Origin of the sequence: Enterobacillus tribolii, assembly GCF_003363015.1 — a bacterium.
In the GTDB taxonomy this organism is placed as follows: Bacteria; Pseudomonadota; Gammaproteobacteria; order Enterobacterales; family Enterobacteriaceae; genus Enterobacillus; species Enterobacillus tribolii.
The window spans coordinates 101,262-115,486 of sequence record NZ_QRAP01000004.1; the positions used below are offsets into that span (position 1 = coordinate 101,262).

Below are 14,225 nucleotides of genomic sequence, written 5' to 3' on the forward strand. Positions count from 1 at the left end.
CATAAATCGTAGGAAATGCTTTTTTTTGCCGAAAGACCAGGGAGAAAGAGAATCAGGGGAAGAAAGAAGTGATTGGTGGAGCTAAGCGGGATCGAACCGCTGACCTCCTGCATGCCATGCAGGCGCTCTCCCAGCTGAGCTATAGCCCCACGATAGACCGTGTTCCCTGCGCGTTATTTTGCGAAGTGAACGTCACCGCAGTGATTGGGAATTTTGGTGGAGCTAAGCGGGATCGAACCGCTGACCTCTTGCATGCCATGCAAGCGCTCTCCCAGCTGAGCTATAGCCCCACAGTTTTGTGGCATCCCACATGTGATTATTATCACAACTTTCGTAAAAACGTTCTGACGACCATCATTTCAGACTTTGAGACGATGGTGGAGCTAAGCGGGATCGAACCGCTGACCTCCTGCATGCCATGCAGGCGCTCTCCCAGCTGAGCTATAGCCCCATTTGACCGTTTTTGCGGGAACGGGGCGCATGATATGCAACCTCCGGGAGGCTGTCAACGGCTAAATGCCAATCGCGGAGCAAGCGCTGAAAAAGACGCCACACATGCCTAATCCTTCGACACATAACCCTTTTTTTGATTAACAAAGTTTATATCTGACTGGTTTTTTTCTGAGCCATCTCACTGTATGCTATTAGATGTTTATATAAGTGAATTTAGTAACGTAATCGTCCGGCCATACGTATTTGGTAGGGAAACATCTATGAAGAAGGAATGGTACGCTGCAAAAGAGCTAGTCGGAATTGGTGGATTTCCCACTACACCTCAGGCAATCAATCAGAGAGCCAAGGCGGAAGGCTGGCGCAAACAGCGTCGCTCGGGAGTTCAGGGTCGCGCTATTGAATACCACATCAGCAGTTTCCCGCCCAATGTCGTAGCAGAACTCGCAGCACGCGAAGATTCTCAGGGGTATCAGGTTGAGCCACCGAACACCATCAAGGCATGGTCAGCGATTTATTATCAGTTGACCGATGAAGAACGGGAGTTACTGACCACGTTCGTTATGCGTGAAGGCATCAATTCGCTTTTTGAGCGTTTAGGGCTTGAACGACGCAGTGCGAGCATGAAAGAAAAACCCGAGCTTGAGTGTGAAGGGTAAGAAAACCGGTACCCGTAGTTAAATCCAGCGTAATAAACAAAAAACCGCCCCGGGAGCCATCCCAGGGCGGTTCTCTTATTGACGCGGTTACTGCTGCGCTTCGCGCTCGGCGATGTATGCCAGCGCCTTATCAATACGCGCCAGCGAACGGCTCTTGCCCACGGCCTCTACGGTAACGTCCACGCCAGGCGACTGGCCTGAGCCGGTTACCGCTACGCGCAGCGGCATCCCCACTTTCCCCATCCCCTGCTCCAGCTCATCGGCCGTGCTTTGAATGGCATGGTGAATGTTTTCCGGCGTCCACTCCGTGATGGCCGCCAGCTTGGCGCGGACCACTTCCAGCGGCTGACGCGCAACCGGGCGCAGATGCTTTTTAGCGGCATCGGCGTCAAACTCGCTGAAGTCTTCATAGTAGCAGCGCGCCTGAGCGGCCATTTCTTTCAGCGTCTTGCAACGTTCTCCCAGCAGTTTCACGATGGCGGTCAACTGCGGGCCGTTGTGGGTGTCGTAACCGGCCTGACGAATATGCCAGTCCAGATACACCGCAACACGCTCCGGCGGCAACGCATTGATGTAGTGGTGGTTCAGCCATTGCAGTTTTTCGGTATTGAACGCGCTGGCAGACTTGTTGATGGCCTCCAGCGTGAAAAATTCCTTCATTTCATCAATGCTGAAAATTTCCTGATCGCCGTGGGACCATCCCAGACGCACCAGGTAGTTCAACAAAGCTTCCGGCAGATAACCATCATCACGGTACTGCATCACGCCAACGGCGCCGTGGCGTTTAGACAGCTTCTTACCGTCGTCGCCCAGGATCATGGAAACGTGGGCATATTCCGGCACCGGCGCGCCCAGCGCTTTCAGGATGTTGATCTGGCGCGGCGTGTTGTTGATATGGTCTTCACCGCGGATCACGTGGGTGATCTCCATATCCCAATCGTCGACCACCACACAGAAGTTGTAGGTCGGAGAACCATCGGTACGGCGAATGATCAGATCGTCCAGTTCCTGATTACTGATTTCAATCGGGCCACGGATTTTATCGTCAAAAATTACGCTGCCGTCCTGCGGATTGCGGAAACGTACCACGCACGGTTCGTCGGCGGCGTGATGCTCGTGGCTGTCGCGGCAATGACCGTCATAGCGGGGCTTCTCGCCGTTCGCCATTTGATCTTCACGCAGCTTCTCCAGACGCTCTTTGGAACAGTAGCATTTGTAGGCCGTGCCCTGCTCCAGCATCTGATCGATAACCTGGTTATAGCGGTCAAAACGCTTGGTCTGGTAATACGGGCCTTCGTCCCATTCCAGGTTGAGCCAGTTCATACCGTCCATAATGGCGTCGATGGCTTCCTGCGTTGAACGCTCCAGATCGGTATCTTCGATGCGCAAAACGAACTCGCCGTCGTTATGACGGGCATACAACCAGGAATAAAGCGCGGTACGGGCGCCGCCGACGTGCAGGTAGCCGGTCGGGCTCGGCGCGAAACGTGTTTTGATTTTCATGGGGATCGTGGCCTAGTTATGCAAACGGAGACGGGTCGCCTCGTTATCTGCGTCGATATCAGTGCGCGACATTCTACCATTACGCCTCAATTCCTCAACGCGTTCCGCAGTCTTCCCCGTCCGGAAGCGGAAACGGAGAAGAAGTCCGCACATGCTTTATTCCGCCACGCCCATCTTGCCTAAATTTCGGACGAACAACATTTTTCCATGAAAAAACCGTTGACCATTTTTCGCGGCTCCCTATAATGCGACTCCACACAGCGGGGGTGATTAGCTCAGCTGGGAGAGCACCTCCCTTACAAGGAGGGGGTCGGCGGTTCGAACCCGTCATCACCCACCACGATTCTTTCGTGATCCCGCCGTGTAAAGTAACAGACCGAACAGCGGGTGATTAGCTCAGCTGGGAGAGCACCTCCCTTACAAGGAGGGGGTCGGCGGTTCGATCCCGTCATCACCCACCACTTTTCGGAAAAGTTGCTACAATCTGTCAATCGGAAGTGGGTGATTAGCTCAGCCGGGAGAGCACCTCCCTTACAAGGAGGGGGTCGGCGGTTCGATCCCGTCATCACCCACCACTTCCGCTAAGACAGAGACAATCGGGTATACAGAAGTGGGTGATTAGCTCAGCTGGGAGAGCACCTCCCTTACAAGGAGGGGGTCGGCGGTTCGATCCCGTCATCACCCACCACTTCTGCGGGTCGTTAGCTCAGTTGGTAGAGCAGTTGACTTTTAATCAATTGGTCGCAGGTTCGAATCCTGCACGACCCACCATCCCCCCGGTTCCCTGTTATTTCTCCTCCAGAAATTCCCTCAGATAAACAACAACGCCAGCAGTACCAATACCGCCACGACGAACAACAGCAAAGAATCTCCGGCAGAACGCCATTTACCCGTACGCAGCCCCTCCGGCAGCCACAGCGGGGGAATCAGCCCGAACACCGGGCGGGGTTCACTGGTTTGTAATCCCTGCGCTCCCATTTCGTTCACGCCGGGCGGAGGAACCTGTGCCGCTACGGCCAGATAGTTTTCCGTTACCGCACGCGTGGCCCCGGCTTTCGTGTTCGCATCAGACGCCGCCCGGTCGATACCGGATAACGCCTTCTCCAACCCGCCTTTCACATCCAGCGCCCGTTCTACTTCGCCTTGCTGATACAATGTCCTGCCCATCTCTCCGAGCACAACGCGCACCGCGGCCTGCCCGCCGTCACGGTGCCCCAAGGCGGTAAAGGCCCCCTCTTTTCCCTGGGTGGACGACGACGACGGATTATTGGCTTCCTGCGATTTTAACAAGGCATGTTGCTGCTGCAGGCCGTTCAGCGCATTCAGCAAGCGCACACGCTGCTGTGGGGGAATATCCCGCCGTTCCAGCAACTGTAGTAAGCGATCGATACGGGCAACCGTCAGCAGGCTGTCCGTCATACGTCCCGGACGAAGAAAATCCCGGTTGTCATGAGGTTCAAGAGGGGGGATCGCCATTGGCGCCTCCGGCTGTATGCGCAGGTGTCATTACCGGAATATGTCGGCCAATGGCGGGCAAAACTTTAGCACTTCAGTGCAATACCGGGATTAGCGCCGCTTCAGCGGCGTCACTAATCCCTGCAACCCTTCTATTTTGATTGCCAGCGCCATCTGCATCAGTTCACCCAGTTTCCCTTTGGGAAATTCATCCTTACGGGCGAACCACAGCAAATATTCTTCCGGCAAATCAATCAACACCCTGCCCTTATACTTGCCGAAGGGCATCACGGTATTGGCCAGGGCGATCAAGTCTTCCTTTTCCATCTTTGCCGTTACCCCAGCAGACGGACCATCTCCGCCTCATCAATTACCGGAATCCCCAATTCCTGCGCCTTAGCCAGCTTGGAGCCGGCCGCTTCACCGGCAATCACCATATGCGTTTTCTTCGACACGCTGCCGCTGACCTTCGCTCCCAGCGCCGTCAGACGATCCTTCGCTTCATCGCGGGACATCAGGCTCAGCGAGCCGGTCAGCACCACCGTTTTACCGGCGAAGGGGTTGTCGAGGGTTTCCCGGACGATCGGTACGGGATTTTCCCAGTGAATATTGATTTCCGGACTGATCAGCTCGGCGATAACGTGCTGATTGTGCTCCTCATTAAGGAAATGCCGTACATGCTTAGCCACGATCTCGCCGACGTCCGGCACTTCCAGCAACGCTTCGGTATCGGCCTGTTGTAACGCTTCCAGCGAGCCGAAGTGCGCCGCCAGGTTAGCGGCGGTCGCCTCCCCGACTTCACGGATGCCCAGCGCGAACAGGAAACGGGCCAGCGTGGTTTCCCTGGACTTATCCAGCGCGCTCACCAGATTCTGCGCCGACTTCGGCCCCATGCGATCCAGCCCGGTCAGCACGCCTGCGGTTAAGCGATACAGATCCGCCGGCGTTTTGACGTATTCTTTATCGACCAACTGCTCGATGATCTTATCCCCCATCCCATCGACGTCCATCGCCCGGCGGGAAACAAAGTGCTTGAGCGCCTCTTTGCGCTGCGCGCCGCAGAACAGGCCGCCGGTACAGCGCGCCACGGCTTCGCCCTCAATACGTTCCACGTCGGAGCCGCAAACCGGGCAATGGGCAGGGAACACCACTTCCTGGGCATCTGCAGGGCGCTGTGACTCCACCACGCCGACCACCTGCGGAATGACGTCGCCGGCGCGGCGCACTACCACGGTGTCGCCGATGCGAATGCCCAGACGTTCAATTTCGTCCGCATTGTGCAGCGTGGCGTTACTGACCGTCACCCCGGCCACCAACACGGGTTCCAGCCGCGCGACCGGCGTAATCGCCCCGGTACGTCCGACCTGAAACTCCACGCCCTTCAGCACCGTCATCTGTTCCTGCGCCGGGAACTTAAACGCGGTCGCCCAACGCGGCGCGCGCGCGACAAAACCAAGTTCTTCCTGCGTAGCGATGTCGTCCACTTTGAGCACGACGCCATCGATATCAAACCCCAGCGAAGGGCGATCGCGTTCTACCTGATGGTAAAACGCCAGCACGTTCTCACTGCCGGTGCACAGCGTCACCCGGTCGCTTACCGGCAACCCCCAGGAACGAAACGTCATCAGGCGCTGATAATGGCTGCCCGGCAGGGTTCCGCCTTCCAGCAACCCGACGCCGTAGCAGTAAAACGTCAGCGGACGTTTAGCGGTAATACGCGGATCAAGCTGACGCAGGGAACCGGCGGCGGCGTTACGCGGGTTGGCAAACACCTTGCCGTCCTTGCGCCGCGCTTCTTCATTCATGGCTTCAAAACCGGCCTGAGGCATAAAAACTTCGCCGCGCACCTCCACCCGGCGGGGAATATTGTCGCCCGTCAGGCGCAGCGGAATGGCGCGGATGGTCTTCACGTTGGCGGTAATATCCTCGCCGGTGGTGCCGTCGCCGCGGGTAGCGGCACTTACCAGCATGCCGTCCTCATACAGCAGGCTGACGGCAAGACCGTCCAGCTTCAGCTCGCAGCAGAAGGTCAGCGGTTCGGCGGTTTTCAGGCGATCGTGAACCCGTTTGTCGAACGCCAGATAGCTTTCTTCATCAAAAACGTTATCCAGCGACAGCATAGGCACTTCATGGCGTACCTGACGAAACGCCGTCAGCGGCGCAGCGCCGACGCGCTGCGTGGGAGAATCCGGCGTCACCAGCTCAGGATGCTGCTCTTCCAGCGCCCGCAGTTCGCGCATCAGCCGGTCATATTCCGCGTCGGGAATCTGGGGGTCGTCCAGTACGTGATACTGATATTCATGATGGCGCAACGTCGTTCTTAAGTGTTCGATTTGCTGTTCAATCGTCGGGTTCATAAGCCACCATACAAATGATAAAAAACCCCCGGTTCGCGGGGGTTTATAAGGTCAGTTCACACCCAGCCCTGATTCAGGCCGCGATACGTCGCAACGGCCCGAATGAGCGGGGAGAGTTTGGCCCGCCTCTCAGCGGCGCGCGTTTTCCAGCGCGGCACGGATACGCGCCTTGTAGGTTTCCAGTTTCTGCGGCGTCATCATGCGGCGCTCGTCGTCCAGCACCACGCCGCCGACGTCGTCAGCAATGCGCTGCGCCGACTGCAGCATCAGCTTGAAGTTCTGATTAGCATCGCCGTAGGAAGGCACCACCATGAAGAACGAAACGCCCGGCGTCGTGAAATCCGCCATGGTGTCCGGATTGAAACTCCCCGGCTTCACCATATTCGCCATGCTGAACAACACCGGCCCGCTGCTGTTCGCCGGGCTGAGATGACGATGGAAAATGCTCATCTCGCCGAACTGGAAGCCGGCCTGGAGTACGCTCTGCAGCAGCACCTCACCACCGATCACGCTGCCGTGATGCGCGGCGACGTGCAGAACCAGCACAACGTCCTGCCCTTTGTCTTTTTCCTGTGCGCCGGCGGCCGGCGCGGATGCCTGCTTGTCGGACACATCATCATGATGCGCAGTGCCTTGCTCCGGCCCCTCGAACTCAAACTCGCGCTGACGCGCCGCAGAAATCGTTTCGGCCTGGCGGGCGCCATGCTGCTGATGATGCTGATGCGCCGCTACGGGCACTTCAGGCTGCCGCGGCGCGGCGTATTTATCTTCATCATCCGCGTCGTCATCCGTCCTGTCATCGCCCAGCAGCGGATCAAGCGGCTCATCGTGATGTTCCACGACGTCTTCCTGCCGGGAAACTTTCGGAGCCGGTACTTCGGCGGTGATATCTGCGTCCGGCTCATCGTCATAACGGCCAAACGCAGGCTCAACGGGCTGATGAACCGGTTTCGCACTATGGCGAATCCGGATGTCTCCCACGCCAGCATCATCGTCATCCGTTTCTGTCGGCGGTGATTCATCACGCGTTTTCTTTTGACGTTTGGCCGGGCGGTCGCGAAACAGGGAAGATCGCTCTTTGCGGCTGGTCCACAGACCATGCAGCAACAGCGCGATAATGGCAACCGCACCAACAACGATTAATATCAGACGCAAATCCTGCATCATTGCTATCTCTGTCGTTTTTATTCATTACCACGCCATCAGGGTGGCGAGCCTCTTGGCGGCTGCGCATCGCTTTCTTTATCAAAGTTTGAAGCACAGCCTAGCCTATAACTCTATTTCCCTGAGTTAACAAGTGCAAGTCTGTGCTGAACTTTATGTTAATAAAGGCGATTTTTATTGTTCAATTGTTGTTTTTTCGGTCAATTCTGAAGTGGAAAGGCCACGCGCGCACCGATATGATAGTCAAGATTATTCCGTAATGAGAAATTCGACGCTTATGTCATCAAACAATGCATCATCTTCCCGTAACGCAAACGGGGTTTACTACTTCTCCCAGGGCTGGCGTCTTATCCGCATGCCGGGTATCAAACGCTATGTTCTGATGCCCCTGCTGGTCAACATCGTGCTGATGGGGCTGGCATTCTGGTGGCTGTTTACGCAGCTCGGAGACTGGATCCCCGCCCTGATGAGCCACGTGCCTTCCTGGCTGCAATGGCTGAGTTACCTGCTGTGGCCGGTGGCGGTCGTTTCCGTCTTGCTGGTATCCAGCTATTTTTTCAGCACCATAACCAACCTGATCGCCGCGCCGTTCAACGGGCTGCTGGCGGAACAGCTTGAAGGGCAACTGACCGGGAAATCCCTGCCTGAAAGCGGCCTGCTTTCCACGCTGAAAGACGTTCCGCGCATCATGAAGCGGGAATGGCTGAAGCTGGCGTATTACCTGCCGCGCGCCTTCGTGCTGCTGATTCTCTATTTTATTCCCGGCATTGGTCAAACGCTGGCGCCGCTGCTGTGGTTCCTGTTCAGCGCCTGGATGATGGCCATTCAATACTGCGATTACCCCTTCGACAATCACAAGGTGAGTTTTCCGCAGATGCGCAGCGCACTGACCAGCCACCGCGTCGCCAACCTGCAGTTCGGCGCGCTGACCAGCCTGTTCACCATGATCCCGGTGCTCAACCTGGTCATCATGCCCGTCGCCGTCTGCGGCGCCACCGCCATGTGGGTTGACCGTTACCGCGCCGGTTTCGTGCGCTGATCGTCACGATTTTTCCCCCGCGGGGCCGTCCGGCCCCGCACGCATTGCCGCAACTTTCACCGTTTTTCGTTCCATAATGTAATGCAAACGTTATTTTTTCATAACTTTTAATGAATGCAACATCATGATATTTATCATTTTTTTAATTTCATGACCCACGAATTGATCACAAAAAGAAAGCCCCGTATTGCGGGGCTATTCGGTTAGGGAAATGCCGGCTCACCTTCCAGCACATCTAACCTCTGATAGTTCTCCATCAGATTACACATAGTCGCCTCAAAATCACGCGCTTGCCCCTCCATCCCTGTAGTCAAATAGGTGCAGCGCGTTTTCTTGTATTCCTCCCAGGCTTTTTGGTTCTGGTCGAAATTTGCACGGTATTCAATCAAACTCAGGCTATCCAAATCTTTTCTCAGTGCCGGCAGACGGGCCTGTAGTTTCTGCTCTGAAGCCTCATTCATCCTAACGACGCAATCCACAAATCCTGGATATCCGTCCTCTTTCGATATGTCCTTGCATACCTCCGGATTTTTCTCCCTCAGCTCGTCAAACGTCGGCGCGGCATTGGACACGAACGGGATAAAAAACAGTGACGCTATAAACAATCGTTTCATGGTGTTACCTATCCCCTCGGTTAGATTCCAGATATCCGATCCTATTTCTCGCCGGCTCATGCCGCATGATTAACGGCGTCCGCCTCATGTAATCAATAAAACTGTCGATATTATTGCTCGCGGCTGCTGGCGCGGCTGTTTCGCACCTCAGCCCCTGATAGACCATATCAACGATGACATCTCTTATAGCCGGGTGAAGCTCTGACCACTCCGGGCGATTCTGCACATGCGCGGCGCGGGCGTTATACACCGACTGCGCCCGGCGCTCATAGGAGGGAAAGATTTGATTGAATAGCGCGGCCTGCTGCTGCTCTGTGATCTCGCCAATTGTCGCGCGCTGCTGACGCACAAACTCAGCTGCCTGCCGGCCCCGCAATCCTGCCGCGGCGGAAATCGCCCGCGCCTGGCCCTGGCTAATCCCGGCCCGTATTAGGTCAGCGTAAACCTGCTGCTGTGACCGTCCGCCCATATCATACCCGTGGCCAATGGTAACGCCAGAATCGCCGAGCTGCGGGTAATGCACCACGCGGCTATAGTTCACTGAATTGCGGTTGTTGTTCCCCTCCCCCCTGAATGTTAGGTGACCACGGTTTACGCCGTTACTCGCTGAATCCGCCATATCAAACGCCCTCCCTGTTTGTGTGGTTGATTGCAAAACCTACAGACAACCTTTCTCCCCAGCAAGCCGCGCTACGCCTGGCATGTCAAATACGGATGAACATCCGGGGCACTGACCGTTTCTCGATACAATCTCACGAAATTAATTAAATCTTCTTACATTAGATAACATTAAGTTTTCCGTAAGGCGCTAACCGCCGGGGTTGCTTTGGCAAATCCCGGCAGACCATTGCACAGATTGTAAATAATGGCTAATACAAAAGACCCAGCGGCGGCGAGGCTTAGCGCCATTATTGCGGCGTAAAATTTTTGCAAAAAAATTACCACACGAAAACGCACCGGCCAGGGATTCGATCAGTGCGTAACCGGTGCCAGTGCTTTTGAAATGCAGGATTTTCACATCAACATAATCCGCCGCGGGGAATGTAAACCGCAACTTAGTCGCAGCCGCCAGGGCGTTGCACAGGCCGCGCATCGCCGGGCCGCAACGCGTCACATACCCCGTACCACCGGTAGACGCTACCCGACGGCCAGGCCACACACATGTTCCGGCACACATTTACAACGCACTTCATGTCAAACGGCGGTAACATCCTGGTACTACAAAAAATATTGGGGCATCGCTCAATATCCAACACGATGATTTACAGGTATTTCTTCCCCGATCATCTGGTTGGGGAGGTGCAATTTAATCCGTTAGCAACGTAACCGCGTGTCCATATTTCGCCCCAATTGATTTGATCTTGATTGTTTTGTTTAGTGTCGTAATTACATGATTTATATGCAACATATTGATTTTTTTCGTATATAAAAGATATATCTTCATAACATAACGTTATATCTTTTATTTACTTCCCTGCGTGGCGTATTCGCGTATGCTCCCCTAATGTTCCCTGCATTTCATAGAGTTAAAAGGACAGGATATGACAAAGATTTATGATGACAACTCCCTGACCATCGGCCATTCCCCGCTGGTACGTCTGAACCGCATCGGTAACGGCCGTATCCTGGCGAAAGTGGAGTCCCGCAACCCGAGCTTCAGCGTAAAAGACCGCATCGGCGCCAATATGATTTGGGACGCGGAGCAGCGCGGCATTCTGAAACCCGGCGTGGAACTGGTGGAGCCGACCAGTGGCAACACCGGCATCGCCCTCGCCTTCGTTGCCGCCGCGCGCGGTTACAAACTGACGCTGACCATGCCGGAAACCATGAGCCTGGAGCGCCGTAAGCTGCTGAAAGCGCTGGGCGCCAACCTGGTATTGACCGAAGGCGCGAAAGGCATGAAAGGCGCTATCGCCAAAGCCGAAGAGATTGTTGCCTCCGATCCGTCCCGTTACGTACTGCTTCAGCAGTTCAGCAACCCTGCCAACCCGGCGATTCACGAAAAGACCACCGGCCCAGAAATCTGGGAAGACACCGATGGTAAGGTCGATGTGCTGATCGCCGGGGTCGGTACCGGCGGTACACTGACCGGCACGAGCCGTTTTCTGAAAAAAACCAAAGGGAAAAAGGTGATTTCCGTGGCGGTCGAACCGGAAGATTCACCGGTGATCACCCAGGCGCTGGCCGGTCAGGAAATCAAACCCGGCCCGCATAAAATCCAGGGCATCGGCGCCGGCTTCATCCCGGAAAACCTCGATCTGTCGCTGGTTGACCGCGTTGAGCGCGTCAGCAACGACGACGCCATCGCCATGGCGCGCCGCCTGATGGAAGAGGAAGGCATTCTCGCCGGTATTTCCTCCGGCGCCGCCGTCATCGCCGCGTTGCGTTTAGCCAACGATCCCGACTTTACTGACCAGACAATTGTCGTTATTCTGCCTTCATCAGGTGAACGTTACCTCAGCACCGCGCTCTTTGCAGATCTGTTCACAGAACAGGAATTGCAGCAGTGAAATCAGCATGTTGAAAACACGTTAAAAAGCACCCTGATGGGTGCTTTTTTTGTGGCGTGGCTCAAAATTCTTACTACCTCGACATTGCTTTTCCGCCTGAGGTTTAGTATTTAAGCAAGCAATTATTTTGAACCGCGAAATTATTCGCAATCTATGCGCAATAGCCGCTGAATCGATTTACTGAATTGTTCTTATCGGCTCCGACGCGGCATAATGGAACAGGCGCCCTGATGGTTCAGTCGTAGCGTTTGCCTTTTACGCTACACTAAGCATCCGGTTGCCGGTGGCAAACTTGCCGATGTTCCATTGGTCAGACGCGAACCACGACAAGCTAAAGTTCCGCCGGTAGGCTAAGCTTTAGTCCACGAATATTAATCCAAAAGTTGGGGAAACTTATGTTCCAGCAAGAAGTTACTATTACCGCTCCGAATGGCCTGCACACCCGCCCTGCTGCTCAATTCGTTAAAGAAGCCAAGGGTTTCACGTCTGAAATCACAGTAACCTCCAACGGCAAAAGCGCCAGCGCCAAAAGCCTGTTCAAACTGCAAACGCTCGGCCTGACCCAGGGCACCGTGGTCACCATTTCCGCTGAGGGTGAAGACGAGCAGCAGGCCGTTGAACATCTGGTAAAACTGATGGCTGAGCTGGAGTAAGCGGCTTCCGTCACGCATAGGTAAACCAGTCAACAGTAAAGGTAGGGTTATGATTTCAGGTATTTTAGTATCACCGGGTATTGCTTTCGGCAAGGCGCTCCTGCTGAAAGAAGATGAAATTGTCATCAACCGGAAAAAAATCACTGCAGAGCAGGTTGAGCAGGAGATCGCCCGCTTTAAAGACGGTCGCGACAAAGCCGCCCAGCAGCTTGAAGCGATCAGGATTAAAGCCAGCGAGACCCTCGGCGAAGAAAAAGCCGCCATCTTCGAAGGCCACATCATGTTGTTGGAAGACGAAGAGCTTGAGCAGGAAATCATAGCCCTTATCAAAGACGACAAGTGCAGCGCCGACGCGGCGGTATTTGAAGTGATCGACACCCAGGCCAAAGCCCTGGAAGAACTTGACGACGAATACCTCAAAGAACGCGCCGCCGACGTCCGCGACATCGGTAAGCGTCTGCTGAAAAATATTCTGGGTATGACCATTGTCGATCTGAGCGCGATTCAGGATGAAGTGATTCTGGTCGCCACCGATCTGACCCCGTCGGAAACCGCACAGCTGAACCTTGATAAGGTGCTGGGCTTCATCACCGACCTGGGCGGCCGTACCTCCCACACCTCCATCATGGCGCGCTCCCTGGAGCTGCCGGCTATCGTCGGCACCAGCGACGTGACCAAGAAGGTGAACAACGGCGATAACCTGATTCTCGACGCGGTTAACAACAAGATCTACGTTAACCCGACGGCTGACATCACCGAAGAACTGAAAGCCGCACAGAACCAGTACATCACCGAGAAAAACGAACTGGCCAAGCTGAAAGACCTGCCGGCGATCACGCTGGACGGCCATCAGGTTGAAGTCTGCGCCAACATCGGCACCGTACGCGACGTTGCCGGCGCTGAGCGCAACGGCGCGGAAGGCGTGGGCCTGTACCGCACCGAATTCCTGTTCATGGACCGCGATGCCTTCCCGACCGAGGAAGAGCAGTTCCAGGCTTACAAGGCCGTTGCGGAAGCCATGGGCTCCCAGGCCGTTATCGTACGTACGATGGACATCGGCGGCGACAAAGACCTGCCGTACATGGACCTGCCGAAGGAAGAGAACCCCTTCCTGGGCTGGCGCGCCATCCGTATCTGCCTGGACCGCAAAGAGATCCTGCATGCCCAGCTGCGCGCTATTCTGCGTGCCTCCGCCTTTGGCAAGCTGCGCATCATGTATCCGATGATTATTTCCGTCGAAGAAGTCCGCGCCCTGAACGCCGAGCTGGAGATGCTGAAAGCCCAGCTGCGTGAGGAAAACAAAGCGTTCGACGAAGAAATTGAAGTGGGCGTAATGGTGGAAACGCCGGCTGCGGCAACCATCGCACGTCATCTGGCTAAGGAAGTTGACTTCTTTAGTATTGGGACAAACGATTTAACCCAGTATACTCTGGCAGTAGATCGCGGCAACGAGCTGATCTCTCATCTCTACAACCCGATGTCCCCGTCAGTGCTGTCACTGATTAAGCAAGTGATCGACGCGTCTCACGCGGAAGGTAAGTGGACCGGCATGTGCGGCGAGCTTGCCGGTGACGAACGTGCTACACTGCTTCTTTTGGGCATGGGTCTGGATGAGTTCAGCATGAGTGCAATCTCAATCCCGCGCATCAAGAAAATTATCCGCAATGCGAATTTTGAAGATGTGAAGGCATTGGCAGATGAAGCGTTGCAGCAGCCGACGGCTGCTGATCTGATGAACCTGGTTAACAAGTTCATTGAAGAAAAAACGATCTGCTGATTCCGGTTGCCGGAACGCCGCCCAACATTACTTGCTTAGGAGAA

13 protein-coding genes, 8 tRNA genes and 1 pseudogene are annotated in these 14,225 nt (G+C 55.2%); 11 read left to right on the forward strand and 11 right to left on the reverse strand.

From position 1 onward, the window contains the following. Positions 1–73 precede the first annotated feature (73 nt). The 3 genes from C8D90_RS09840 to C8D90_RS09850 form a co-directional block, all read right to left on the reverse strand. Positions 74–149: transfer RNA gene (locus tag C8D90_RS09840), tRNA-Ala, on the reverse strand. Between the two features lie 65 nt (positions 150–214). After that, positions 215–290, reverse strand: a tRNA-Ala gene (locus tag C8D90_RS09845). Between the two features lie 85 nt (positions 291–375). Further along, a tRNA-Ala gene (locus tag C8D90_RS09850) sits at positions 376–451 on the reverse strand. 262 nt (positions 452–713) lie between these two features. Between C8D90_RS09850 and C8D90_RS09855 the strand changes: the two genes are divergently transcribed. After that, positions 714–1,109 (forward strand): DNA-binding protein, encoded by a 396-nt coding sequence (locus tag C8D90_RS09855; protein WP_115458279.1) that lies wholly within the window; start codon positions 714–716, stop codon positions 1,107–1,109. 87 nt (positions 1,110–1,196) lie between these two features. Here the strand turns inward: C8D90_RS09855 and gltX are convergent, their stop codons facing one another. Beyond that, complete coding sequence (gene gltX, locus C8D90_RS09860) at positions 1,197–2,612, reverse strand: glutamate--tRNA ligase (protein WP_115458280.1); 1,416 nt, start codon at positions 2,610–2,612, stop codon at positions 1,197–1,199. Between the two features lie 264 nt (positions 2,613–2,876). Between gltX and C8D90_RS09865 the strand changes: the two genes are divergently transcribed. The 5 genes from C8D90_RS09865 to C8D90_RS09885 all read left to right on the forward strand — a co-directional run bounded on the left by C8D90_RS09865 (position 2,877) and on the right by C8D90_RS09885 (position 3,383). Next, positions 2,877–2,952 (forward strand) — tRNA-Val (locus tag C8D90_RS09865). Positions 2,953–2,997: 45 nt separating this feature from the next. Further along, positions 2,998–3,073 (forward strand) — tRNA-Val (locus C8D90_RS09870). Between the two features lie 38 nt (positions 3,074–3,111). After that, positions 3,112–3,187 (forward strand) — tRNA-Val (locus C8D90_RS09875). A gap of 37 nt (positions 3,188–3,224) precedes the next feature. After that, a tRNA-Val gene (locus C8D90_RS09880) sits at positions 3,225–3,300 on the forward strand. Positions 3,301–3,307: 7 nt separating this feature from the next. After that, a tRNA-Lys gene (locus C8D90_RS09885) sits at positions 3,308–3,383 on the forward strand. Positions 3,384–3,422: 39 nt separating this feature from the next. On the opposite strand, the gene C8D90_RS09890 is transcribed toward C8D90_RS09885, so the two are convergent. The 4 genes from C8D90_RS09890 to zipA all read right to left on the reverse strand — a co-directional run bounded on the left by C8D90_RS09890 (position 3,423) and on the right by zipA (position 7,591). Then, a complete protein-coding gene (locus tag C8D90_RS09890) occupies positions 3,423–4,088 on the reverse strand; it encodes a hypothetical protein (RefSeq protein WP_147291347.1) in 666 nt (221 codons plus the stop codon). 90 nt (positions 4,089–4,178) lie between these two features. Then, complete coding sequence (locus C8D90_RS09895; RefSeq protein WP_115458282.1) at positions 4,179–4,394, reverse strand: DUF3820 family protein; 216 nt, start codon at positions 4,392–4,394, stop codon at positions 4,179–4,181. A gap of 8 nt (positions 4,395–4,402) precedes the next feature. After that, positions 4,403–6,424 carry an NAD-dependent DNA ligase LigA gene (gene ligA / locus C8D90_RS09900; RefSeq protein ID WP_115458283.1) on the reverse strand — a complete coding sequence of 674 codons (2,022 nt, stop codon included), beginning with the start codon at positions 6,422–6,424 and terminating at the stop codon, positions 4,403–4,405. Positions 6,425–6,553: 129 nt separating this feature from the next. Continuing rightward, complete coding sequence (gene zipA / locus C8D90_RS09905) at positions 6,554–7,591, reverse strand: cell division protein ZipA (protein WP_115458284.1); 1,038 nt, start codon at positions 7,589–7,591, stop codon at positions 6,554–6,556. A 274-nt stretch (positions 7,592–7,865) separates the two neighbouring features. Between zipA and cysZ the strand changes: the two genes are divergently transcribed. After that, positions 7,866–8,627: a sulfate transporter CysZ gene (cysZ, locus tag C8D90_RS09910; protein WP_115458285.1), complete on the forward strand. Its 762-nt coding sequence runs from the start codon at positions 7,866–7,868 to the stop codon at positions 8,625–8,627. 203 nt (positions 8,628–8,830) lie between these two features. Here the strand turns inward: cysZ and C8D90_RS09915 are convergent, their stop codons facing one another. From C8D90_RS09915 to C8D90_RS09925, 3 genes are all read right to left on the reverse strand, one after another. Then, a complete protein-coding gene (locus C8D90_RS09915; protein ID WP_162844386.1) occupies positions 8,831–9,241 on the reverse strand; it encodes a lysozyme inhibitor LprI family protein in 411 nt (136 codons plus the stop codon). 4 nt (positions 9,242–9,245) lie between these two features. Then, positions 9,246–9,860: a pesticin C-terminus-like muramidase gene (locus C8D90_RS09920; RefSeq protein ID WP_115458287.1), complete on the reverse strand. Its 615-nt coding sequence runs from the start codon at positions 9,858–9,860 to the stop codon at positions 9,246–9,248. 189 nt (positions 9,861–10,049) lie between these two features. Beyond that, on the reverse strand, positions 10,050–10,334 hold the full coding sequence (locus C8D90_RS09925) for a hypothetical protein (RefSeq protein ID WP_115458288.1): 285 nt from the start codon (positions 10,332–10,334) through the stop codon (positions 10,050–10,052). Positions 10,335–10,378: 44 nt separating this feature from the next. Here C8D90_RS09925 and C8D90_RS09930 point away from each other — a divergent pair. The 4 genes and pseudogenes from C8D90_RS09930 to ptsI form a co-directional block, all read left to right on the forward strand. Continuing rightward, positions 10,379–10,567: pseudogene (locus C8D90_RS09930) on the forward strand (tyrosine-type recombinase/integrase); the annotation flags it as partial. Positions 10,568–10,782: 215 nt separating this feature from the next. Next, positions 10,783–11,751, forward strand: coding sequence for a cysteine synthase A (gene cysK, locus C8D90_RS09935; RefSeq protein ID WP_115458290.1), 969 nt, complete (start codon positions 10,783–10,785; stop codon positions 11,749–11,751). A gap of 395 nt (positions 11,752–12,146) precedes the next feature. After that, a complete protein-coding gene (gene ptsH, locus C8D90_RS09940; RefSeq protein WP_013316619.1) occupies positions 12,147–12,404 on the forward strand; it encodes a phosphocarrier protein Hpr in 258 nt (85 codons plus the stop codon). Positions 12,405–12,453: 49 nt separating this feature from the next. After that, a complete protein-coding gene (gene ptsI, locus C8D90_RS09945; RefSeq protein ID WP_115458291.1) occupies positions 12,454–14,181 on the forward strand; it encodes a phosphoenolpyruvate-protein phosphotransferase PtsI in 1,728 nt (575 codons plus the stop codon). Positions 14,182–14,225: the final 44 nt, after the last annotated feature.